Origin of the sequence: Desulforhabdus sp. TSK (genome assembly GCF_022836495.1) — a bacterium.
In the GTDB taxonomy this organism is placed as follows: Bacteria; Desulfobacterota; Syntrophobacteria; order Syntrophobacterales; family Syntrophobacteraceae; genus Desulforhabdus.
Window position 1 is genome coordinate 22,119 of the sequence record NZ_BQXM01000027.1, and the last position, 23,901, is coordinate 46,019.

11 protein-coding genes are annotated in these 23,901 nt (G+C 57.9%); 5 read left to right on the forward strand and 6 right to left on the reverse strand.

All coding sequences use genetic code 11. From position 1 onward, the window contains the following. Window positions 1-35: 35 nt before the first annotated feature. On the reverse strand, window positions 36-1,397 hold the full coding sequence (locus MWC30_RS15205) for a sigma-54 dependent transcriptional regulator (RefSeq protein ID WP_244085046.1): 1,362 nt from the start codon (window positions 1,395-1,397) through the stop codon (window positions 36-38). Beyond that, complete coding sequence (locus MWC30_RS15210) at window positions 1,394-3,274, reverse strand: ATP-binding protein (RefSeq protein WP_244085047.1); 1,881 nt, start codon at window positions 3,272-3,274, stop codon at window positions 1,394-1,396. The genes MWC30_RS15205 and MWC30_RS15210 overlap by 4 nt, the downstream gene beginning before the upstream one ends. 600 nt (window positions 3,275-3,874) lie before the next feature. On the opposite strand from MWC30_RS15210, the gene MWC30_RS15215 reads away from it, so the two are divergent. The 5 genes from MWC30_RS15215 to MWC30_RS15235 all read left to right on the forward strand — a co-directional run bounded on the left by MWC30_RS15215 (window position 3,875) and on the right by MWC30_RS15235 (window position 10,878). Next, on the forward strand, window positions 3,875-5,269 hold the full coding sequence (locus MWC30_RS15215; RefSeq protein WP_244085048.1) for a TolC family protein: 1,395 nt from the start codon (window positions 3,875-3,877) through the stop codon (window positions 5,267-5,269). Between the two features lie 18 nt (window positions 5,270-5,287). Next, on the forward strand, window positions 5,288-6,559 hold the full coding sequence (locus tag MWC30_RS15220; protein WP_244085049.1) for an efflux RND transporter periplasmic adaptor subunit: 1,272 nt from the start codon (window positions 5,288-5,290) through the stop codon (window positions 6,557-6,559). Between the two features lie 16 nt (window positions 6,560-6,575). After that, window positions 6,576-9,740, forward strand: coding sequence for an efflux RND transporter permease subunit (locus MWC30_RS15225; protein WP_244085050.1), 3,165 nt, complete (start codon window positions 6,576-6,578; stop codon window positions 9,738-9,740). Further along, window positions 9,737-10,078: a P-II family nitrogen regulator gene (locus MWC30_RS15230; RefSeq protein WP_244085051.1), complete on the forward strand. Its 342-nt coding sequence runs from the start codon at window positions 9,737-9,739 to the stop codon at window positions 10,076-10,078. The genes MWC30_RS15225 and MWC30_RS15230 overlap by 4 nt, the downstream gene beginning before the upstream one ends. 254 nt (window positions 10,079-10,332) lie before the next feature. Beyond that, complete coding sequence (locus MWC30_RS15235; RefSeq protein WP_244085052.1) at window positions 10,333-10,878, forward strand: hypothetical protein; 546 nt, start codon at window positions 10,333-10,335, stop codon at window positions 10,876-10,878. A gap of 249 nt (window positions 10,879-11,127) precedes the next feature. On the opposite strand, the gene MWC30_RS15240 is transcribed toward MWC30_RS15235, so the two are convergent. From MWC30_RS15240 to MWC30_RS15255, 4 genes are read right to left on the reverse strand one after another with little or no spacing between them, the layout of a single operon-like run. Continuing rightward, window positions 11,128-16,626, reverse strand: a complete 5,499-nt coding sequence (locus MWC30_RS15240; RefSeq protein WP_244085053.1) for an ATP-binding protein — start codon at window positions 16,624-16,626, stop codon at window positions 11,128-11,130. Continuing rightward, window positions 16,623-18,314, reverse strand: coding sequence for a hypothetical protein (locus tag MWC30_RS15245; RefSeq protein WP_244085054.1), 1,692 nt, complete (start codon window positions 18,312-18,314; stop codon window positions 16,623-16,625). The genes MWC30_RS15240 and MWC30_RS15245 overlap by 4 nt, the downstream gene beginning before the upstream one ends. Continuing rightward, a complete protein-coding gene (locus MWC30_RS15250) occupies window positions 18,311-22,468 on the reverse strand; it encodes a protein kinase (protein WP_244085055.1) in 4,158 nt (1,385 codons plus the stop codon). The genes MWC30_RS15245 and MWC30_RS15250 overlap by 4 nt, the downstream gene beginning before the upstream one ends. After that, window positions 22,468-23,877, reverse strand: a complete 1,410-nt coding sequence (locus MWC30_RS15255; protein WP_244085056.1) for a hypothetical protein — start codon at window positions 23,875-23,877, stop codon at window positions 22,468-22,470. The genes MWC30_RS15250 and MWC30_RS15255 overlap by 1 nt, the downstream gene beginning before the upstream one ends. Between the last annotated feature and the right edge of the window lie 24 nt (window positions 23,878-23,901).

Genomic DNA, 23,901 nt, shown 5'->3' on the forward strand with positions numbered 1-23,901 from the left:
TCCTCTCGGGGACTGGACCAGTAGTCCCCATTGATTCAGCTTTCCAAATCGATGGGCAGTTGGTAATCATTGATTTTCTTGCGCAACGTGGGACGAGTGACCCCGAGGATCTTACAGGCCTCCCCATAGTTCCACTTTGTGTGACGCAAGACCTTACTGATGTGTTCCCGTTCCACATCCTCGAGACTCCTCAGGATATCGTCGGGCCTATTCTCGTCACTGGCTTTATCGGGACCACTGGAATGGAGGCATCCTTCATCGAGCTCCAAGACATCATTGGGCGAGAGGATGAGGCCCCGTCGCAGAACGTTTTGCAGCTCTCGTACATTTCCCGGCCAATCGTAAGCCTCCAAAGCTTTCAGATACGTGTTGGGTATCCGGCACACTCGTTTGTGCATCTCCTGGTTCAACCGGTTTAAGAAATACTCGGTGAGAGGAACGATATCCTCTCTGCGTTCTCGTAACGGTGGAATACGAATGATAAATACCTTCAATCGAAAATAGAGGTCCTCCCGAAATGTTTTCTCCTCCACCATTTTTCCCAAGTCCCTGTTGGTGGCGGCAATGACGCGGGCGTTGAAGGGAAGAGTCTTGACCCCTCCCACCCTCTGAAACTCCCTCTCTTGCAAGACCCGCAGCAACTTCGCCTGAAACTCCAAAGGCAGCTCTCCGATTTCGTCCAAAAAGACAGTCCCTTGGCCGGCGTATTCCAGTTTACCGATCTTGCGTTGCACCGCGCCCGTAAAGGCTCCCTTCTCATGGCCGAAAAGTTCGCTCTCCAAAAGATTTCCCACGATGGCTGCACAGTTGATGGCAATGAAAGGCTCCTCGGGTGTCGCTGCATGGTGAATTGTCCGGGCCACAAGCTCCTTGCCGGTGCCGGTTTCCCCTTCAATGAGGACACTGGTGGGAGTCTGGGATACCCGGACGATGGCTTTGATGATTTCCAGGGTTGCGGCGCTGCGACCGATGATCTGGTCAGGCTTGTGAGACTCTGAGATAACGTAGCTCAGTTTTGCAAGACGTTCCCGTTGCTTTCGCTGTACCACGATCTTTTCCAGGAGCAGATCCAGCGAATTCAAATCGATGGGTTTATAAAGGTAGTCGGCTGCCCCTGCACCGATAGCTTTTAGGGTCGCTTCCGTGTCGTGAAAAGCAGTGATCATAATCACGTCGCCTTTGAGTCCCTCTTCCTTGGCTTTGGCGAGAACATCGGGACCGTCCAGGTCAGGGATCTGCACATCCAGCAGGATCATGTCGGGATCCTCCTTCTGCCAGATTTCCAGCCCCCGTCGTCCCGCATTGGACACCAGGACTTCATAGCCCTTGCCTCGAAAATAGAGTTCCAGCGTCCGTGCGAGAAACGGATCATCATCTACGACCAAAATTTTTTTCATCTGTTGCCTCCGGGTAGGGGAAAGGCCAACTTTACCGTGGTGCCCCGACCTTCTTCACTGGTGAGCTCAATTTCCCCTCCATGGGCGTCCACAATTTTTTTCACAATACACAGCCCAAGCCCCGTGCCTTTCTGTTTGGTGGTGAAAAAGGGTTGAAAGACCGTCTTGAGGTGGCGTTGCGCGATGCCTGCCCCATGGTCCGCAACAGTAATGACAACATATTCCTGGTTTTCTGTAGTTGAAACACTGAGAGACACCTCAATGGCCCCTCCCTCGACGGAGGCCTCTATGGCGTTTCTGAGGACATTGCTCAGCACCTGCTGGATTTTATCCGAATCGATCATTACCAGAGGCAGCGAGCCTGATGTGTTCATCCGGACTTCAATCCGGCGCGTCAGGAAATCTTGATCCATGGACTGCAGGCAATTCTTCAGAAGCTCCTGCATGGAAACGGGGCTCACCTGGAGGATCAAGGGACGACTATAGTTGAGGAGATCGCTGAACATCTTCTCCATCTGTGCCACCTGATGCAGAGCGATCGCATAGTGTTCGTAAAGTACGGAATCGAGGGTTAAAGAACGCCCGAGAATCTGTACATTCAGCTTCACGGACGACAGTGGATTGCGCATTTCGTGCGCCACGGACGCCACCAATTCACCGATGGCCGCCATCTTTTCCGACTGCACGAGTTGGGCCTGCATGGCCATGAGCTCATTATAAGCCTTTTGCAGGGACTCCTCTTTCCGGCGCAATGTGGTGATGGACTGAGACAGTTGATGCGCCATGATATTGAAACTTTGGGCCAGAACACCCACCTCGTCTCCGCTGGAAAAATGAATGCGCCGATCAAGCTCTCCTTCAGCCAGGCGCCGTGCGGCATAGGCCACTTCGATGATAGGTTTGGCCACACGCCGGCTCAGTACATAGGCCGGCACCAGACAGACGGCCATGACAAGGAGCCCGGTCGCGACTCCCAGCGTTTTAATCCATTGCAGGGGTCGCAGGATTTCGTCCAGACTCATTTCGGCCAGGATGGCCCACTCATAGGAGGGAAGCCAGAGGAAAGCACCCATCACAGTGCTCCCCGTATAGTTTTCATAAATGGCCGTCCCCTTTTGCCTGAGGAGCGCCTGCCGCACGCCGTACGTATCCAGGTTCCTGGAGAAGGTTTCGTCACGACCGAGAAACCGTGATGGGGAGATCATCCTTCCGTCCTTGTTGACCAGGTAGGTCTCACCCGTCCATCCTAAACCAATACGGTCGGTCATGAGGGGTTCGATTGTTTTTGAGACATCCAGAACGGCCACGATGAATGCCACTGTCTCACCGCTTTCCGAACGGACCCTCGCCACCAGATCCATCTTCCAGCTCTTGTTGTCATGTGGATAGATGGGGCCGAAGGCCGTATCCTCTCCTTCTTGCATCCGATGGAGGACCAAAGTGCATTCGGAGTCCGAATTGACATCGGATACCGTGCCGCGCGAAGAGGTGAGTATTTTCCCTGAGGGCAGAACAATGGAAATGCTGTCATAGGAGGGAGAGCGAGCCCGAGTCGTGACAATGGCGCCGTTGAGCAGGGTGAGGTAATTTTCTGGAGACCGATTGAGGTCGTCGATCCAGCAGAAATCCCTGCAGGCGTCTCGAATCGTCGGCATCCGTGACAACAGCCGAAGGTCGTCCAGACGCTCCCGAATCCAGGCATCCAGATGCTGGGCATGGTCCTCGGCAATGGTAGTCATGTGTTGGAATGCAGTCTGGGTGAGAGCTCGCTCAGCCAGAAGATACGTGACGTAACCCATGATCCCGACGGGAATGACCGTAAGAAACATGAGCGACGCAAAAAACCGCCGTGAAATTTTCGTTTTAATGAGAAACATGAAGCAGCCTTGTTTGAATAGATGGGGTCTTTACGATGCATGAAGAGACCTGGAGCTCTTGTGTTCAAATAGGAACTGTTTGCATGATTGTAGCAAGTTTCGTGCTGATTCGACTCTTTCATTGTGATGCTGGATTGGCGTAAAAGTCTTCCGCTCCTATTCCTAGTCAAAAATCGGGTGCGGCCTCCATCATCATCAAGGAGCAGACGCTCTCCAGCATTCATCTTCTGCCGGTTCATCTTGTCTCGATTCTAATATTTGATGAAAGTTTCTTTTAAGTCCCTGAAAGATTGTTTCAATTTTTTCGTTCCTCGATGATCCAGAGTTGCCCTCCAAGCTATGGAAAATTTAATCTGTCCTTGAGAACGCATCGAACGGAAATGATGTAAGACGCCACCAACGGACCGATTTCATATTTTTATCCACACTTCATTCTAAAATAAACTGAAGGGGTCTAATATCATTTCTCGGCTCGGCCTTTCCTGGTACACCATTTGCTCTGAGACGCCGTCACGCTTCCGGTTTTTGCTTTCACACAAGCGAGAATCATGCATCCCAGGGTGCAAAAATTGTATACAAAAATCAACGAGGAGGAAATGTATGCGAGTAAGGCAAATGCTTGGCGGGGTAATTCTGGGGGTGGGGGTGATGGTGCTGAGCGGCTGCGCCGGTCTGGAGCAGATATCCGGCACACCCGGACCTGAGCCTCGCCCTTTGGGAAGGGAACTTCAAGAAGAGGTGCCCTGGGCTGAATCCTCTTCAGACAAACGCTCTACACTGTCTCCATCGGCAACGGCAACGGGCGCCCTCACACTTCAGCAGGCCTTGACGCTGGCTTTGGCCGGAAATCCAGAACTGGCCGGTACCTCCTGGGACAAAAAGGTGGGAGAGGCCCGGACGCTTCAGGCCAGTCTGCCACCAAACCCGGAGCTCAGCGTTGAGTTGGAGGAATTCGGGGGAACCGGGGACCTGAATGGTTTTGATGCTGCGCAATCCACGGTGCAGCTCAGTCAGTTGATCGAACTGGGCGGCAAAAGGACCAAACGGACCCGGTTGGCGGCTCTGGAAAATGACCTTGCCGGCTGGGATTACGAAATCAAACGACTTGATGCGTTCACCGAAACCAATAAGGCATTCATAGATGTTCTGGCCGCCCAGGAACAAGTGGCCGTGGCCGAAGAACTGGTCCGCCTCGCCGCGCGCGCGAGAGAGACCGCGTCTGAACGTGTCCTGGCCGGTAAAGTCTCACCCCTGGAGGAAACCAAAGCCGGAGTGGCTCTCTCCGAAACACGCATCCAACGGGAAAAGGCCAGGAGCAATTTTATCGCCACGCGGAAGCGTCTAGCGGCAATTTGGGGCGAAACCACCCCCACTTTCGAGCGGGTGGAAGGAAACTTGGACTCCCTCGCACCCATTCCCTCGGACGAAGTCTTGAAAGAGTACCTTGAACGCAACCCCGACGTCGCCCGATGGACCAAGGAGATGGAACAGCGCACAGCCTCATTTGATGTGGAAAAAGCCAAACGGATTCCCGATCTCACGGTGAGCGGAGGTGTGAGGCAGTTTGCCGACACCGACGATACTGCCCTGGTCTTCGGCGTTTCTCTTCCTCTGCCCCTTTTTGACCGTAATCAGGGGGGGATCCAGGAAGCGGAATACAAGCAGGCCAAGGCACGGGAAGAATCCCGGGCAGCCCGCGCCAAGGCTGCCTCTAAATTGGGTGATGCCTACCAGGCTCTTGTTTTTTCTTATGAGGAATCCAAGAGTCTGAAACAAGATGTTCTGCCGGCAGCCCAAGGGGCCTTCGAAGCTGCTGAAGAGGGATTCCGGGAAGGCAAGTTCAGTTTCCTGGAATTGCTGGACGCTCAGCGGACTCTGTTCGAATCCCGCGGCAGGTATGTGGAGTCTTTATCCAACTATCACAAAGCGGTGGCTGATGTGGAACGGTTGATCGCCACCCCTCTGGCCGAGGTAACCGATGGCTCATACCAATAAAGGGAAAGGACGTCTGTCATGAAAAAATGCCATCTGTGTATGGGGGTTGCAATCGCTTTGGCGTGGGGCTTGTCGGCCGGGTGGAATCTCACCTTCGCGGAGGAAGGGCACGATCACGGAGATAAGGCCGGGAAAAAACAGGCTCAAGAAGTGGAAGCGCCCGTGGAGCCCGGCCGGAAACCTATCGAGCCCGTTCCTTCGGGAAAGAACGAAGACCACGACGAAGCGGAAGGCCTGGTCCGTTTGAGTGAGGAAGAACAAAAGCGATTCGGCATAGAGGTCGCGGCGGTCGGCCCCGGCAAACTTGCGGACTATGTGAGCATTCCGGGTGAAGTGACCCTCAACGCCGACCGTATGGCCCACGTGGTGCCGAGGCTTTCCGGCGTTGTTCGGGAAGTCCGCAAGAATGTGGGCGACATGGTGCGGCAGGGCGAGGTCATGGCCGTGATCGAAAGCCGCGAGTTGGCCGACGCGAAGGCGGAGTACCTGGGTGCATCCGAAAAGATGGCGCTGGCCCGGGCTAAATTCGAGCGAGAAGAACGGCTGTGGCGCAAGAAAATCTCCGCCGAGCAGGACTACCTCGACGCAAAGCAGGCCCTCGCCGAATCCCGCATCGCCACGCGATCCGCCGAGCAAAAGCTACACGCTCTGGGATTTTCCGACGACTATGTGCGCAGACTCCCCAGCCACCCCGACACTTCGTACACGCGATATGACATCGTCGCTCCCTTCAATGCCACGGTCATCGATAAGCACATCACCCTGGGGGAAACCCTCAAGGAAGATGCCGACGCCTTCCTGGTGGCTGATCTCGGCACCGTATGGGTGAATCTCAATGTGTACCCAAAAGACCTGCCACAGGTGCGCCAGGGACAGGAAGTCTTTATTGCATCCGGTCAGGACACTCCGGAGACGCGAGGAGTCATTTCCTATGTGTCGCCGCTGGTGAAGGAGGAAACGCGCACAGCCCTGGCACGGGTGGTTCTGCCGAATCCTCAAGGGCTTTGGCGATCCGGCACGTTCGTCACAGCCCGCGTGGCCGTCGGGGGAGAACCGGCGGCCCTTGTGCTCCCCAAAACGGCCCTCCAGACAGTGGAGGATAAGGCCGTGGTGTTTGTTAAGACCACCGAAGGTTTTCAGGCGAAACCGGTAACTATTGGCCGCACCAACGAGACACATACGGAAATCACGGCTGGTCTGTCCACTGGAGAGCATTGCGCCGTCACCGGAACCTTCACCCTGAAAGCTCAGCTCTCCAAGGGCGCTTTCGGCGACGGTCACAATCACTGATGAGGGAAATCACAATATGAACCGACTCTTCCAGTTCGTTTTGCTCAACCGACTCCTCATGAGTGTGCTCGGAATCCTGGTCCTGGTAGCCGGATATGCCAGTTACCGCCATCTCCCCGTGGACGCGTTCCCCGACGTCACACCCGTTCTGGTACAGGTCTTCACCGAAACGCAGGGGCTTGCTCCCGAGGAAGTGGAAAAATATGTCACCTATCCCGTGGAAGTGGCCATGAACGGCCTTCCGAACCTCAAGGAGATTCGTTCCGTCTCCAACTTCGGTCTGTCGGTCATCAACATCTATTTCGAGGACGGGACAGACATCTACTTCGCCCGTCAATTGGTGGGCGAGCGCGTGCAGTTGGCCAAAGAGGAAATCCCCGATGGCTTTGGAGACCCGGAAATGGGACCCATCTCCACGGGCCTGGGCCAGATTCTCTTCTATTTTGTGGAGGATGAAGCCGGCAAGCGAACCCTGCAAGAAATGCGCGAAATCCAGGACTGGCTCATCAAGTTCAACCTACAAACGGTCACCGGCATCACGGAAGTACTCTCTCTCGGGGGCGAGGTCAAACAATATCAGATCCAGATCCGTCCATCCGACCTGCTGCGCTACAAGCTCTCCCTGAGTGACGTGGTCACGGCCATAAAGAATAACAACTCCAACGTGGGAGCTCAATACATCGTCAAAAACGCCGAGCAATACCTGGTGCGGTCGGTGGGACTGGCCCAGGACATCGCCGACCTGAGGGACATTGTGCTCAAGACGGTTGACGGCGCTCCCGTGTATCTCCATCAGGTGGCCGAGGTGGTCATCGGCGGAGAATTGCGCCAAGGGCTGGCCACCCGGGACGGCCAGGGCGAAGCAGTGGTGGGCATGGTGCTGAAGCTCATCGGGACCAACACCTCCGAGGTCATCGAAAAAACTAAGCAACGCCTGGAGGAAATCAACAAGGTACTACCGCCGGGGATCAAGGTGGTCCCTTATTATGACCAGGCCACTCTGGTAGCCAAGTGTATCAAGACGGTCACGGACGCACTGCTGGAAGGGATCGTGCTGGTGACCCTGATCATCCTCCTTTTCCTGGGAGGGGTCCGCCCCAGCCTGGTGGTGACGCTCTCCATTCCCTTTTCCATCCTCTTCACCTTCATTTTGATGAATTATTTCAATATTTCCGCCAACCTCATGTCCATGGGGGGGCTTGCCATCGCTATCGGCATGCTGGTGGACGGCACCATCGTCATGGTGGAGAACGTGGACCGCATGCTGCGAGAAGCCGATCCAGTGGAATCGCGCATGAACATCGTAGTGCGCGCCTGCTCGGAAGTAGGTCGCCCTATCTTTTTTTCCATTATGATCATCATCATTGTCTTCCTGCCCCTCTTTACGCTCCAGGGTGTGGAAGGCAAGACCTTCCGACCTCTGGCCACAACCCTTGCCATCGCCATGCTGGGATCGCTCATTTTCGCTCTTTTTCTTGCCCCCGTGGCGGCCTACATCCTCATGCGACGACCCAAGAGCGCCACAGCTCACGGGGAGGCTCATGAACCGCTTGTCATCCGCCTGCTTCTCAAGGTCTATGAGCCTGTGGTCCGGTTCTTCGTGAAGCGTCGCCTGGTAGCGGTCGCTCTGGCGGTGGGCATTTTCGTCGTCGGAGCGATGCTCTTTCCACGTTTGGGCTCCGAGTTTGTACCCAGGCTCAATGAAGGGGATCTCCTGGTGCGGGCCACCATGGCTCCCTCCATCTCCCTCGAAGAGGCTCGCGACACCATGACCCGGTTCGAGCGGCAGTTCATGAAGGAATTTCCCGAGGTGATCCGGGTGGTCAGCCGCGTGGGACGCGGCGAGGTGGGCGCTCATGCCGATCCCGTGAACAGCGCGGAAGCGTTCGTGGGACTGAAGCCCCAAAGCCAGTGGGAAACCGCCCATACCTCCGAGGAGCTTTATGCCCGGATGAGCGAGGCGTTCGAGGACTTTCCCGGAGTGCAATTCAACTTCACGCAGCCCATCGCCGCAGCGGTGGATGAGCTCCTCACAGGCACCAAGGCCGAGCTGGCCATCAAGATTTTCGGCCCCGACATGGAGGTGCTCAAGGAGAAGGCCGCCGAGGTGGAAAAGGTCATCCGCACGGTGAAAGGCGCCGCCGATGTGCAGAAGGACCAGACCACCGGAACGCCACAGGTGCGCATCTCCATGAAGCATCAGGCCCTGGCCCGCTACGGGGTCAACGTGGCCGACGTGCAGGAGGTGATTCGCACAGCGGTGGGCGGTGAAAAGGCGGGACAGATTTTCGAGGATATCCGGCGGTTCGACATCGTGGTCTGGTATGAGCCCAAGAGCCGCGAGAGCGTGGAAGCCATCCGCCGCATCGTGGTGAAATCCACGGGCGGCACCAATATTCCCCTGGCAGAGCTGGCCACCGTCGAAGAAATCGTGGGGCCACGCCAGGTGACGCGAGAGAACAACCAACGGTTCATCACCGTGCAGTGCAACGTTCGCGGGCGAGACATGGGGTCTTTTGTGCAGGATGCACAGGCAGCCATTGCAGACCAGGTGAAATTTCCTCCCGGCTACATCACCAGTTGGGGCGGACAATTCCAGTTGCAGCAGGAGGCCAACAGGCGCCTGGCGCTGGTGATTCCCATCACGCTGCTCATCGTGTTCCTCCTGCTCTTCGGCAGCTTCAATTCCCTGAAGAACACGGTGCTCATCCTCCTCAATATTCCCCTGGGGCTGGTGGGAGGAGTAGCAGCGCTGTGGCTATCAGGACAGAACCTGTCCGTTCCGTCCTCCGTGGGGTTCATCGCCCTCTTCGGCATCGTGCTGGCCAACGGCATGGTGCTGGTCACCTACCTCAATCAACTGGTGAGGGACGGCATGCCCCTGAATGAAGCGTCGGTGCGGGGAGCCTGCCTGAGATTGCGTCCCGTGCTCATGACCGCACTCTGCGCCGGCCTTGGCCTCTTTCCTCTCCTGTTTTCCAGCGGAACGGGAAGCGAAGTACAACGTCCCCTGGCCACGGTGGTGATCGGCGGTCTGGTGACATCCACTGTGCTGACATTGCTGGTCATCCCGGCGATCTATAAGTGGTTCGCCGTGGAGGTTGCAAGGGATACCCGGGTGCTCAATGGAAATACGGAGCCTCACGATGAAGACCGTGAAAAGAAGGAGCTTCTTCAATGAAGGAAATCAAAGCCTACATCAAACGACACAAGCTTTCCTCCGTAACTCTGGCTCTCCAGAAAATTGAGGGCCTTACGGGAGTGAGTGTCTCCGAGGTCCGGGGATTTGGGCGGGGGCGAGCACGGAACGTTCCTGACAAGGTCACGGAAGACCTGGTGGATTTCATTCCCCAGGTGAAGCTCGAAATCATCTGCCGGGACGAATTGGTGGAGACTATTGTCTCCACCATCGAGCAAGCGGCTCGGACCTCTTTGCGTGGCGACGGAAAGATCTATGTCAGTCCTGTGGAGGCAGCCATTCGCATCAGCACGGGAGAACGAGGAATCAAGGCTGTCTGATCCTCATGGCCAGACGATGGGTGTCAAGATTGTTGTCGCCTTTTATAAACATCGAGCAGCTGTCTATTCCGGAAGTTTCTCGCCTCAGCACTCGAACATGCTTCAGCAAAATGAAGCATACTCCTCGACAGGCGCTTTCAGTTTTTCCGTTTGTGGCTGGTCTTGCATCGGGCACTTGGAGCTATTATATTTAAGACGCTGTGAGCTTAGCTTCATTTTTCTAATGCGCTATCTTGAAGATCAAGGAGAATACCATGAGGAGGTTTATTATTGCGGTGTTCACCGCATTAGTGCTTGTTGTGGCGGATCCAGGAGTGAGCAGAGCCCAAGGCACACCGTGGAATGATCACGCCTTGCCCTACTCGTTTCTTTTCGGGAATGAGATCGATACGCATCAGCAGTCACAAATGGTTGGCAAGGGGGATTTACAGGGTTTTTTTTACATTCACTTTACGAATGAAACCATCGATCGGATCCCTGTTGCGGTGCATGGCCAGGATACAGTGGGATGGCTATTAATTGGAACGCCTATTAACGCAACGCTACTCAGTACAAATCCGATCACATGGTGTGTGGACCCCGGTCAGATTCCTAAATCTCCAGGCTTTACCCATTTCCATTGGGTAGGTCCGCAAACTGAAGCAGATCTAGCCGTAGGCGAGACCTATGAGGGTTTTTTGCTCAAGCTGACGGCGAGGACTATTTTCTATTTCCGTCATGAAGAGAATGGCAATCCAGTGCTGGTCAATCCGGGCATTGATTATGCGAGCCATCAGAACATAAAAGTTGGCTGTCCTTAAGAGTTGGAGGCTATTATCGATATACGCTTTCCGTGTGAAGCAGGGCAGTAAATCGGTTTGAAAGTTTTCCATGTACGTGATGTGCTGGCCTGTTTTTCCGGTTATTGTTTCTCTAAGAACGACCTCTTTTGCACCGGCAAGCTTCCGAAGAGCGTAACTGCGGGCTTTATGGCGGAGTAGTCGGTGCGGATGGTGACGTTCTGCATCCGGGAGTGAGGCCTGTACGCACCTGGTTGGGAGTTCCTATCCTCAATGCTTCCTTCCTGACGACTGTACAGCCGTCTTCGTGCTTCCCCCATGCTGGGTGACCCTGGGGCGGCAATTGATTTTGACCGCTCCCCTCGAAAAGCTGTCGTCGGTGGCCTTGCTGGACCACACGTAGGCTTCGCCGGTCTGGAGGCGGCTCATTTTGTCCGACGTCAGGTTCCCCAGGGCGGCGTTGGCTTTCTGGATGTGCTTGAGCCAGGCGGGGGAGTTGAATTTGTGCATGATGATCTGGGTCGAAAGCTCGATGAGGGAAACAGGGACTGAAGGCGGGTCCTGGGAAGCCACCATGATGCTGGTCCCCTTGTGGCGCATCTCCCGCACCACTTCCACCAGGCCGGAAACCAGATCATCGTTCTCGATGTATTTGTGAGCTTCATCGAAGACGACCAGCTTATTGAACGCCGTTCCGTTGAAGGTGGCTTCGGAAAAAATCTGCAGCATCACCACGAAAAGGCCCAGGGCTTCATCTTTTTCGATGTACTCATCCCGCAGGTCCACAATGATCAGGCGTCCGGGGCGGATCAGATCTTGAAGGCGTTGGCTGTCGTCGATATATTCGCCGGCGAATCGGAGGCGTGTTTGAGCCAGCTCCTTCAGATGATCCGAAAGACCTGATTTCTCGATCCCGCTTCGGATGCCATCGAGGGTCAGGTTGTTGCGGAGCCCTCTCATGAGGAGGTTGATCTGCCGCAGGTACATGCTCTGACTGCCGATGGCCCCCATGAGGAACTTCCAGTGGGAAGCCTTGAGCTCGGAAGCGGCGAAGGTGATCGGCCGGACCTCGATATCCGGGTATTCCGCCTTCCGTAAATCGACCTTGTCCGATGGCGTCAGGATCAACACGTCCTTGAGCGCCTGCCCCTCAGCGCCATAGTGCTCCTTAAGGATCTGGACCTCCTGGGGCACCGAATTGGGATGCACCATGGACGTGAATTCCGGAGCGTAATCCTGGGTCGGGCTGTAGTGAAAGAGCACCGTCGCCAGGGGACCCGGCAGCATATTGATATTTGGGATGGGCATGGAAGCCATCTCGATCACCGTGCCCAGAGTATAGCTTTTCCCTCCTCCCTGGACCCCGAAGAGACTGATCGTATGTGTGTGGTTAATATCCAGGGCGATTTTCCGGCCGGCGATCTCTCCCAGCACGCCGTACTGCGGTGATGTCCCGTTTACGCCAAGCATGACGTCATACTCGACTCCGGCGGTAGGACCTTGCCTGTCCGATTCCCGGATTGTCTCTTCCTCGACCTTCGGTGCGCCGACCTCACCAGTCCGTGCATTCTCGGATACCGGCATCCGGTCGTCGGCACCGTCCTTCTCGACCTCAAACGTCTCCCTGTCCTCGGCAGGTGGCACTGCTCGTGAGTCTTCCCCGGCCTTGTCCATTTCCTTCCGCTCTCGCGCCTTGTCCAACTCCGACTCCGACGCCGCGGGGCCATCCCCATCCCCCTGAGGCGGCTCGCCCCGCCAGGTCTCCTCCAACCGCCAGAGCGTGGTTCGCTCTCGCCTGGGCGCGATAAACGCCGCGGTTTCCAGCTTCGGCACGGTGGCTATGAACCGCTCGCTCAACGGACGGACGACCGCCTCTTCCTCCACCTCCTCAGTGACGGGTTTACGGCAATTCTCCAGGAGGGCATGGATGAGGTCCCTGCCCACCCGGTGAAACTCGATCCCCACCTCGCTTTCCGGGGCCTCGGCGCCGTTCTTTTCGAAGTCGAAGATCAGGGCGCAGCGCCGGAACCGAAGGGCGTATCCCAGCTCGATGGACTGCAGGAAGCCTCGCGCCTCCTGGGCTGCCGCTTCGTCGAAAATTCCATAGCGCAGGGACCGTTCGAGGTAGAAGCGAAGCATTTGAGACAGCTCACGGCTCTTGAGAAGCCGATCCGGACGGTCCGGCTTCTTGATGGCCGGGTCGAAGTGCCGTTGCAGGATACGCTCGCTCTGGCTGATCTGGACCGCGACTTTTTCCTTGAGCTGGTTGAAGGCCGAAAAGTCGCCCACCTGCGAATAGCATTTCACCTCGACCAGGTTGCAGGTGATGACCCGTTCGGCCAGATTCAGGTCGAAAAGGGCCAGGTCGGTACGTTGCAAGCTGATGGCATCGTCCACATCGTCCGCCCCCCCTTTCGACCGGTAAAGGTCGGTGTGCGCGTCGAGGGGCATGATGATCTGATTGCTCAAGGCACCCTGGTATTCAAGGTACAGCCTGGCCAGGGCCAGGCCGAGGGCCTCATCCTGTTGTGTGCGCGCCGAAATCAGCTTCAGAGCGAGCCGTCCCGAAAGGGACCGCAGTGCGCCGAGGATTTGTACCGATTGCTCCCCGTCGGCGGACAGGCCATGCCTGAGCAGCACGGGCTTGAGCATCGCCTCCAGTTCCTCATGGGACCTCGAGGAGATGATCAGATTATGAGTCGCCTGGGAGCCGCCCCTGGGAACGTAATCGATCAGGTAGTCGGGTCTGTCTTTCTTGCCTCCGTGATCGAAGAATTCAATCCCCATATTCCGATCGATGGTGAGAACCCAGTCGCTCACTTGATGCACCTCATGAATGAGCGCCCGCTGAGGGACACCCAATCCAAGGGTCAGCACCGGAACAGCCCTGAAGGCCGCCCCGGATGAGGCCACCGCCGATACGGCAAAGCACAGGTTTCGGCTTAAGGAAGCCAACAAATCGAAGCAGGCGGGCTGCGTGTCGGCATTCCAGGCGCTTCCCACCACCGGCCGCTTGCTCCAAAAAGCCCCCGAGTCATCCTCCACAAAATCCGTTTCAAAATCCTGGATCAGCCCATGCAGGGGAGTCAGGCCGGGAGGCTTCTCGGCAATGGACAGCTCCTCCGCCGGAAACACGTCGAGCAATACGCTGATGTGCGCGGGGTAGCTCCCGGCGTTGGCATGAAATTCCACCAGGGCATATCGGGCCAGGTTCAGCTTGGAGAACAAATGGCTTCCCGTGGACGTGGCAAAGGCATCCGCCGCCTCGCTCACCAGGGCGCCCGGCCGTCCCATGGAATCGAGAGCTTCCCCCGGGACGAAGGACGCGGGGTCGGAGGTGAACAAGCGAATGTCATAACGCAGGTCCGCATACTCACGTTTTTGCTGAAGGCCCATAAGCGCCTCCGTGATCACCGCGCCCGCGCCGGGATTGAACACATTCAAGGACAGCTCGCGCACGTAAGGATGCTGCGACAGGTAGCGCTCGATCTTGTCCGCGATCATGCTCCCCGAAATGTCCGAGCCAACGCTGGGAGGCTCCGCCAGACCAAGCGCGGCACACACTTCGGCCATCAGGCTCCTGGAATTTTCCTCCCCTGTCGGCGTGTAGAATCCCCAGAAAGGATTCACATTGTCCACAGGGGTGAAAATCCGACCATCCTCGACCGGAACGCCAACGGGGTATCCGGAAGAGCACAAGCCATTCAGCAGGGCCGCCCGCACGGAAGCAATGTGATCCTTTCCTCCGGCTTGAATCTTGCCGATCCAGTCCTTTCCAAGCTCCACCCAGCCCGAAAGCCAGAGTGCTCGGAGCGGGTGCGTGGGCGCAACCAGGACCGCTTCGCGCCGTCGCCCGCCATAATCGGTCAGGATCACATGAACGGAGTCCACGGCCAGTACATGCCGCAGCGACTGTAAATGCTGCTGCCGTTCCACCGCCGATGTCGTTTCCGCCTGGCGCAGGAGACCGCGCACCAGATCCAGATAGGATTCGGCGTAGGCCAGGATTTCCTTTTCGGCGTCACGAAAGGAAAGCCCTTCCATGATCAGGTCGGCCGCATCCTGCCGCACGAGCGAAAAGAGCTCCTCCCGCGCAGACAGAAAAGACCGGGCCGCCGCCGTCGAGGGGAGAGGCAGCTCAACTTCCGAAGGATAGTCGGCGCTGTCCGGACGGGCCTGCATCCGTCGGCCACAGGGGCGTCCGGGCTCGGCCAAAATGCCTTGCTCGATGGTCTTGAGCATTCGAGAGACCGGGACTTGAACGCTGCCTTCCCGGCCGAATTTCACCAGCAGAGCTTCCTGGCGAGAGGCCTTTCTGGATTGCCCCTCCTCCGCCCAGGAAACAGTGGTCGGGAAGATCTTGTCGGGATCACGCTCTTCGCCGAGAGCGTTCAGTTGCAGTCTGAAGCGCGCATGATCGAGGCTCTGCTCATCGCGAACGGTCCGCTGAGGCGGCTCCTCGTCCAGGCTCCCTCCCGGAAGAACATAGAAGGGCTCGCTCTCGAAGATCCGCTGGGCTGTTTCCAATTCCGACCCCGACTCCATCGGAACGGGGTCTCCATCCGCGGTCCAGGGCAGGACCCGGATGAAATGCCAGCCTTCCTCAAAGTCGATCTTGTCGAGCCTCGCCAGGTTGGCGGCGCATTGCACCCGGTTGTGCTTCCATGCCTTCACCTTCTTGGACTTGCCCACGGGACCGTCACTGCGGGAAACGATCTGCACCGTGAAATGGTCCAGACCGCTCACCTTTCCCGGATGGGGACTGACCTCGAAAGATACATTCATCTTCCTGTGCTCATGGGGCACGAGCACCTGTTGCCCGGTGAGCCCCGAGAGCTGCTCGTCGGCCTCATCCTTTTCCACGAGGGGAAGATCGGTTTTCAAAACGGCCAACCGAACCTTGCCCAGCATGGGCTCTTCCTGGAAAGCCCACTTGTCGAAGGATATGCTCCACCAGCTCTTGTCCGTGGCAATAAGCGAAGTCCACCCTTCCGGCTCCTGGACCTCGAACTTTTCAAAGAAGGCGAACAAGCGAGACTGAAGGGCCTTGTCTCGGAGGCCAAGCTCCACGATTCGCCCACGCACCGACTTGTGCGATGTCATGAGGCCGCGGACACAGTCCAGGTTCCGGCGAATCTTGCCGTTGACCGTCCCGGGGTCGGCAAGGAGCTTGAAATCCGGAATCAGGGTCAGCTCGTACAAGGCGGCCCCGAGGGTTTCGCCGTCGATGCCGTTTTCCAGCGCCGTCAGCAGATACCTCGCTCGGGCCACCTCATCGGCGAAGAGCCATCCTTCTTCCGCGAGAATGCCGAACAGGTCCCGAACATGGCCCAGCAGGGAAGGGGGCAACCGCTCCAGGAGCGAGTCGATCAACTCCCGATAAATCCCGGTGAAGGCAAGCTCCTCGAAGGTGGCGACTCCAAAGGAATCCTCGGCGCTGGTGCGCAGGAAAGCCGGGATGAAGACCAGCAGCGGGGGACGCAGCTCGCCGTTGACCTCCGGATTGCGCAGCTCGACCAGCCTGGTGGAGGTGACCCGAAAGGGAAGCCCATCCTGATCATGGCCGCCCAAGATGAAGATATTCCCATCCGGCCGCGTCCTGCGAAGCTCCTTGCAAGCCGATTCCATGACCTCATGGTCGAGATCCGTGACTCGAATGCAGTGTCCCGGCCCGCGCTCACTCAGTATCGCCTCGATGCGAGGGCACAGCAGGCCGGCAACCGCAGCGTTCAATTGATTCACGGTCAGCTTCATGAAGGCCTGACTCATGGACGCCTCCCATTTTCTTGGTCTTCATGGCTTTTCCCGATGGCATAGCGCGGCGATACTTTCTGGGTGACATACGCATCCGACAGGTCTTCATAGAAGCCGATCTCACGCAGGCGGCGCTTGAAGGCCTCGAGATTCAACCGCATGGCCCGGCGGTCCACGATGCTGCCGGCGGCCTGGCTGCCTTCCGGAAGCCGGTCGATATAAAGGCCGTAGCGAGTACGCAAGAACGCCAGCAGCTCTTCGATGCGCACCTCCCGAGTGATGAACCGACCGCCTTCCCAGGTCAGCACGGCCACTTGCAACAGCACCTCCAGCAACCTGCTGCTCAGGACAAACCGGCGGGGACTCCCCTTGCTCCGGGACTGAGCCAGCAGCCCGTTCTCCTTGTTCTTCAGGAGCAGGGAATCCAGGCATTCGGTGATGTACTGCCGGTGGTATTTGCCCCGATAGGCCATGAGGATCTCGATGAACGAATCGAATTCTCCAAGTCCCATGGCGGTCGCTTCCCGCACCTCGGGATCGACATCGCCGCCTCCGGACGAGGATTCCTCGATCAGGCCGGCGAGACGAAATTGGAAGTAGGTCTGTCGGTCCGCATCGTGCTCCGGCTTGAGCAGGCACGCCAGCTCGCCCACGGAAAGCTCCCCATTCGCCGACGGAACAGGCTGCCCCCTCTTCTTGCTCAGATATGTCGCCATTTCATCCAGCTTTTTTACGACGAAGTTGGCCTGCACGAAAGCCGGTATCCGGCGGTACAGTCTGTCGGCGGATTTCCTGGCCAGCTCGACCATGCGGGCATTGTTCACATCGCCCATGTCCACAATCAGGGAAAGGCGGTAGGGACAACCCTCGACGGCGTTATCCAGTCGCGGATTCACGGGGCATTCCTTGATGCCGCACAGATCGTTACCGGACCGTTGCTTCACGATCCCTGGCAGAATCTGCAACAGCTTGAGGTGATACAGCCCCAGGTGGAAAGCCAACAGGGTCTTCAGGTACTCGACCAGCACCGAGCGGGGAACGTGGGGCTCATAAGCCAGCAACCGCAGAATGTCATCGGCGAGGATATCGGCCTGGCCGATGCACAGGGGCGGGACCCGATCCGGCTCGCGAGAGTCGCGCATGTCTTGCTTGACCTGCTCGTTGAAGCGTAAAAGTGCCTGGGTTTCGACATCGACGACCACGGACGCGTCATACTTCTCGGTGATCCAGTCGAATCCGGGAAAAAAGAAGCGCTTCAGGTCGGAAAGGGCCGACTCCCCCTCGCCCCGGCGCGCGAAATAAAGCATCCAGTAGATCTGCTCGGCGGCGCCATAGTCGCGGCAGTGCCTGGCGTTACGAAACTTATAAGTCTCGCCGTGCAAGGGACGTGGAGAGGCCACGGCTTGATTGGCCTTCCCGCGATTCACAACATCCAGCAGCTCCGTTTCAAACCATTTGTGCACGATGTCGGGATACTGATCGAAGCCCACGAAGAACTTCCGCATCTCCTCCTCGCGAAGAATTTCCTCGACAAATTCCTCGGGTTGCAGGTTGTTCGCGCGGGGAGGCTTTCGGCCTGCGTATCCGCGAAATTTCAACCGAGGAAACAAGAGTGTCAGTACCCGGTCCATCTCGATGTGCTTGAAGTCCACATAGGTGGTCTTGGGTGTGCGAAACTCCTTGTCTCGGCCCTTGATGCTCATGCGTCGGCCCTCCGGGTCACTTTCCCCATATGCAGCACGCCGCTTGCATCACGGCGGATCTGGAAGAGCTCGTAGCCGCTTTCCGTCAAGAGAACCTCCTGGTAGGGCGCCGCGGACAGAACATTCTTGAAGACGGCCAAGCTAAGGTAAAAGCCTTCCTCCTCCTCGAGGCTCGGCCGATATCCCTTGTTGAGCCGCATCAGCATCTCGTAAATGTCGAGGTTGATGCGCAGGCTCGCCCGGTGTCCGTCTCCCGAGTCGTAGAGCAGCACCAGCGCCTCCGGCAGGCTCTCCAAAAAGGGATGGGCCTCGGTTTCCCGGTCGGTCCTCAGGATGAAGCGATCCCCGTCGAAAAGCCTGTAGCTGCGAATCGTTCCCTTTTCCACGCGGCGGACCCGCAAGGCCAGCCGGTGGCCCGGCCAACCGGGGTCGCCCAGGCCTTCACCCCGATTGATGGCTTGAAGCAGCGACGCGGTCTCATCCGCGCATTTCACGCCGGGCTCCCGGATGGCGTCGAGGAAGGGCTCGATGCTTCCGTAAGGCAGCATGTCTTTCCAGCCCATGTCGCGGCGCTCGAAAAAATGCCGCCTGCGCACGTGGGAGAGATAATTCCGGTGCCTGGCGATCAACCGCGCCCGGTTCTTGGACGAGTAATCCCGAGGGAGCTTGCGAAATCGCGCTTCGAGCAGCTCTTCATCGTAGCCGGTCCGCGCTCCGAAGGAGAAGCGGCCCATGGCCCTGACCGAGGGCGGTAGAAAACCCAGCTCGCGGTCCAGCTCCGGATTGCCCACCTGGGCCACATCGATTTCCCGCAGCAGCGACAAGAGCCGGTCGTTGGAGCCGGAGCTCCCCCCCAGCCAGGAATTGAAATAAAAACCGTCGAGAATCCGCTTCCTGTTCTTTTCGCTGTCGTTTTGATAGAGGCGATGAATGCCGTCGCAATCGAGGGTCCCCACCAGCATGAAGGCCAGGGCGGAGCGCAGATCGCGCATGGTGATGTGCAATCGCCCCCTCAGGTGCGTGATGGTGTAGAGCATTTTCAAACGTTCGATCACCTTCGGCCCGGCAGTGGCGTCTTGGAAGGTCCTGGCGTTGTGGCAGGCGTAACACTTGCCCTGAAGGTCGCATCCTTCGCAGACCGACCAGTATTCCCGCTGCGTCATGCGGAGGATCAGGCGCTCCAGGATCGAAGTCTGTCCCTCCTGGGGATCGGCCACCACCGAGCGCAGATTGAGGTTGACCACCGCCACCGCGTCCTCGGGTGCCCCGCCCGCCAGCCCACGTTGGACCTGGCGGGAGAGCCGCGGGAACTCCTCTTCGTGCTCCAGGAAGAAATCCACCAGGCGGCCTTCATTGATCGCGATGAGCCGCATCTCGTTCGCAGGCGGGGTCGCGCCGTCCCGGCCGGCGAAAGGGGCGAAGAACTTGCGCAGCACGGCATCGTTGCGCTCGTCGCCTTCATCCTGGCTGCCGTCGTAATTGCTCCGGTAGGTGCGTCCCTTGAGCCGAAAAACAGCTCCGTTGGCCCCGCGCCGGACCTTCGCGCCCTTGCTCTCGGCAAGGGCTTCGAACTGTTGAATGAAGGCCGTCTTTCCATCTCCCGCGTTGCCGCTGATGATCACCAGGCGAAGCCCCCCCTTCAGTAAGGCGGGCTGAAGCTTCACATCCAGGTAAGTCGGCACATAGGTGGCCCTGCCGATCTCATCCAGACCTCGAGTGCCCGCGTTGGACACCTGGCTCTGGCTGTAGAGGGTCAAGAGATGGGCCACGAAGGGATTGGTATTGGGACGGGAAGGCTCAAAGCCCTGCCGGGCGTCGGCTTTCGGCCCGATACCGATCTCGCCGCTGGTTCCGCCCGCGCGGTAACGCTTCACCCCGGCCAGGGCCGCCAGCAGCTCCGCCGCGGAGGCGAAGCGGTCCTGGCGCTCCGGCGCGATCATCCTCAGCACCACGCTCACCAGGGAGGAGCTCAGGTCTCCGCACCCTTTGCACTGCCTGGGGTCTTTCGGCCTGGTCCTGATGGGCGGCGTCGGCTCGTCGAACGGGTATCTCCCGGTCAGGCACTCGTAGAAAGAGATGCCCAGGGCGTAGAGGTCGCGATCCATGCGGTCGGAGGCATCGGGCTCGGTCGAGTGGCTGTAGTCCGGTGGAAGATAGCGGCGCGTACCGCCACCGCCTCGGGCCTCGTCCCTTTCGGTGACGGCGACGTTGAAGTCGATGATGCGAACGCCCTTGTCGGTCCACAGCAGATTGGAGGGCTTGACGTCCTGGTGGTAAACCCCGTGCCGATGCAGGTGAGCCAGTCCTTCCGCCGATTCGCGAGCGATGCGAACGGCGTCCTCCAGGGAGAGGGCTTCGCTTTCTATCAGGTCGGAAACATCCAGCCCTTCCACGTACTCAAACACGATGTAAGGGGTCTGCCTGGCATCGGCCATGCGATCCGCCCAAATCACCTTCACCACATGGGGGTGCTCGGGCAGATTGGTCAGGGCCTTGTATTCCCGGCACACGCGCTCGAAGACGCTTCGCCTGTCCTTGTCGATGATCTTTATGGCGCGCACCACATCGGCGTAGGAATCAAAGACTTTGTAAACCGCGCCGAAGCCCCCTTCGCCCAGCTTTTTTTGAATAGCGAAGCGGTTGGCCAGGACAAAGTCCCGGGGCAATTTTCGCAAATCTTCGGGAAGCTCCAGGTCCGCCGCGTTTTTTATTCCCCCATCATCCCGCGCAAGCTCGCCTCCGGCTTCGGGCAGGATGATGTCATCCAGGGCCTTGCGCGCAACAGCGGCGCTGGCATGGCGCTCTTCGGGGTCAAACTCGCAGAATTTCTGCAGCCACCCGTCGATCCCCCCAGGCAGGTCCGGCCTGTGCTCCGAGGGCTTCATGGGGAACTTGCCGTCGGCCTCCATCATCTGGTCGATGCCCTCGAAGGGCGATTCGCCGGTCAGCAGCTCATAAAAAACGAGCCCTGCGGCGTAGAGGTCCGAGGCAATGCCGGCCTGGGTCGGGTCGAGTTGTTGGGGCTTGAAGCATTCCGGCGCCTGGTAGGCAGCATCCAGGTCGTCGATGATTTGGTCGGCGATGGTGGAGGTACGATCCTTGCCCACCCGCGCAAAGTCGAAGCCGGTCACGCGGGCCTGGCCGCCCCTGGTCACCAGAATGGCGTCCGGAGTCAGGTTGCGGTGGATCACCTCGTGCCGGTGGGCATGGTCCAGGGCCGAAAGCACATCGCGCATGACCTGAAGCTTCTGGTCGAAGGTCAAGGCCAGCCGCGCCTTCTTGATGTGCAGGTGCAAAACCTGGCCGGGCAGGTCTTCCGTCACCAGCACCACTTTGTCCGCGTCGTCGGACAGGAACAGGTCTTTCACCGCCAGCACATTGGGGTGGGTGGGCATGTGCGCCACGGCCCGGTAAGCGTTGCTGATCTTCTTGACCTCGGCCTTGCGGGCGGCTTCCTCCTGGTAAGGATCGGCCTGGTAGACCCGAAGGCGGGCCATGCCGCCGCTCTTGCCCAGGAGGGTGTGCCGGGCGCGATATTCCGTGTAGCGATCGGTGCCCCCGAGCTTTTCTTCCACCTGCCAGTCGCGGAATACCAGCGCCGCGTTTTTCGGCCTGGCCTTGCCGGTGATCACCTTGACGATCCGGGAGTGGAAGCGCGTGATGCTATCCAGGCGGTTTTCGGGAATCCGGCTGATGTCCCGGAAGTATTTGAGGCAATGCTTGAAGTCGGTCACGTCCGGACCGTCGACCCCGGCGGAGTCGTGGACGGCCGCGTCATCGGCGGTGAGCAGCACGGCGGCATGCACATGCGCCTTGCGCAGCTCGATGAGACCGGCGTTGCTTTCGCGGATGATGGTGGCCATGGTCCTGGCATGGCTCCGCAGCTTGGCCAGGGGAGAATGGAATGGCTGGCGTCCCTCGGGATACCACTTGGAGCCATACACATCGATGAGGCCCCGCGTGCCTTTCACATCCACCAGATAGACCGCGTGAGGCGCCAGGAGGGCGATGTCGATCTCGAACACCTCTTCCCCCTGGCGCATCTCGAAGTTGTGGAAGATCAGCCAGCCCTCGGGCAAATGGTCCCGGAGGAACCCGATGGCCTTGCGCTCGGAGTCGTTGGCGGGCTGCCCGATGGGGATGACCCTGGCCATCAGCGGCATCCCTCCTGGATGGCGTGCTCGACGAGGGCGCGTGCCTGGTCTTCGAGGTCAACCGCCTTGTCTCTACGTTCTAGCGCCTCCATCACCTTGATCCCGACAAGTTTTCGCAGATTCTTTTGAGGCCAAGGAATACTCAGTTCCTTGATTCTGCTCTCTTCCAGGTGCGGTATACTTGAGCCGGCGGCTTCTCGCTTCAACAACTTTAGGCCATACTGTGTCCCCAATAGCCCAAACAAATATCCGCTGTCATACTCTTCGGCAGAATGAACGCGAACCATATTGTTAGTGCAGGCAGCGCCATGGAGATGCTTTCCCACTTGAACTGGTCTTCCGATGAGTCCAGAGATCTGCCCTGAATCTTGAATAAGCAGCATTCCTCTTGACAGAACTAGCTGGTTGCTATCAGCAATATCCCTTCTCAGATAAAGATCTGTAGATGGGGAAAGTTCATAAATCGCTTTTCCAGTGTAGTACGGATAGCCAAATTTTGGATCATCAACATACAGTCGCTTGAAAATATTAGGAATCCATACCTTTGCAACATCTCCAAGCATAGCGCTTCCATACCGATTGCCTGCCGCATCAAATGCTTCGCGCGCTTTGAGATTATCAGAGCTGTAGTAGAACGAGTCCATCCTTCGAAAAAGGAAATGGGAGGACTGTGTTGTGATGGATGGTGCTTCACCTTTTGCTGGAGCCACTGGAATCGACATGTCAAGCTTCGAGTAGACATCTCTCATTGCTTCTTTGAGTAAATTCGTTGCTAAGACACGATGATCCGCCGCCTGCCGCACCAGCTCATGCGCTCGATCCTCGACATCTCCCAATCGTGGTACCGGCAGGTCCGCAAGGTGGTGGGGCTCGATGTGCTGGATGATGGCACCGTATGTACCGGAGATGACGATGGGAACTCCAAATCGACTGGAAAGGTAAGCGTATAGATAGCCTGGCTTTACTTTCTCCGTATCGGGCGCCACTCGCATGAAGTGTTGAGATCCAGCCATGCCTTTCATGTCCGAACGGGAAAAGGCCATCCGACCAATGGTTCCAGAACAGGTGATGAGCGTCCACCCTTCATCCAAAACGAGGGCTGGAGTCTCCTCGATCTGTTTCTTCGAGATCAAGGCAACGTGAGAAAGGTCGGCATTCAAAATATCGGTGCTCCCGAGAAAAGGCACACCATGGGCAGGATCGTCGACATAAATGCGTGGGAAACGAGGGCCATTGAATATCCCTCCACCATGGCCCGCAGTCAGGTTCTTGAGCGCCTCGGTCCGATGCTTCTTCAACAGCTCCCTGGCTTCAATGGCTCCGGACATATAAGGCCCGCAATCCAGGCGGCGGCCGTTGTGCTCCAGCCAGGTGCTGGGAATCGCTTTGCACTGAAAGGTCCTGCTCATGACGTCACCTGGCTCCTTCCTTCC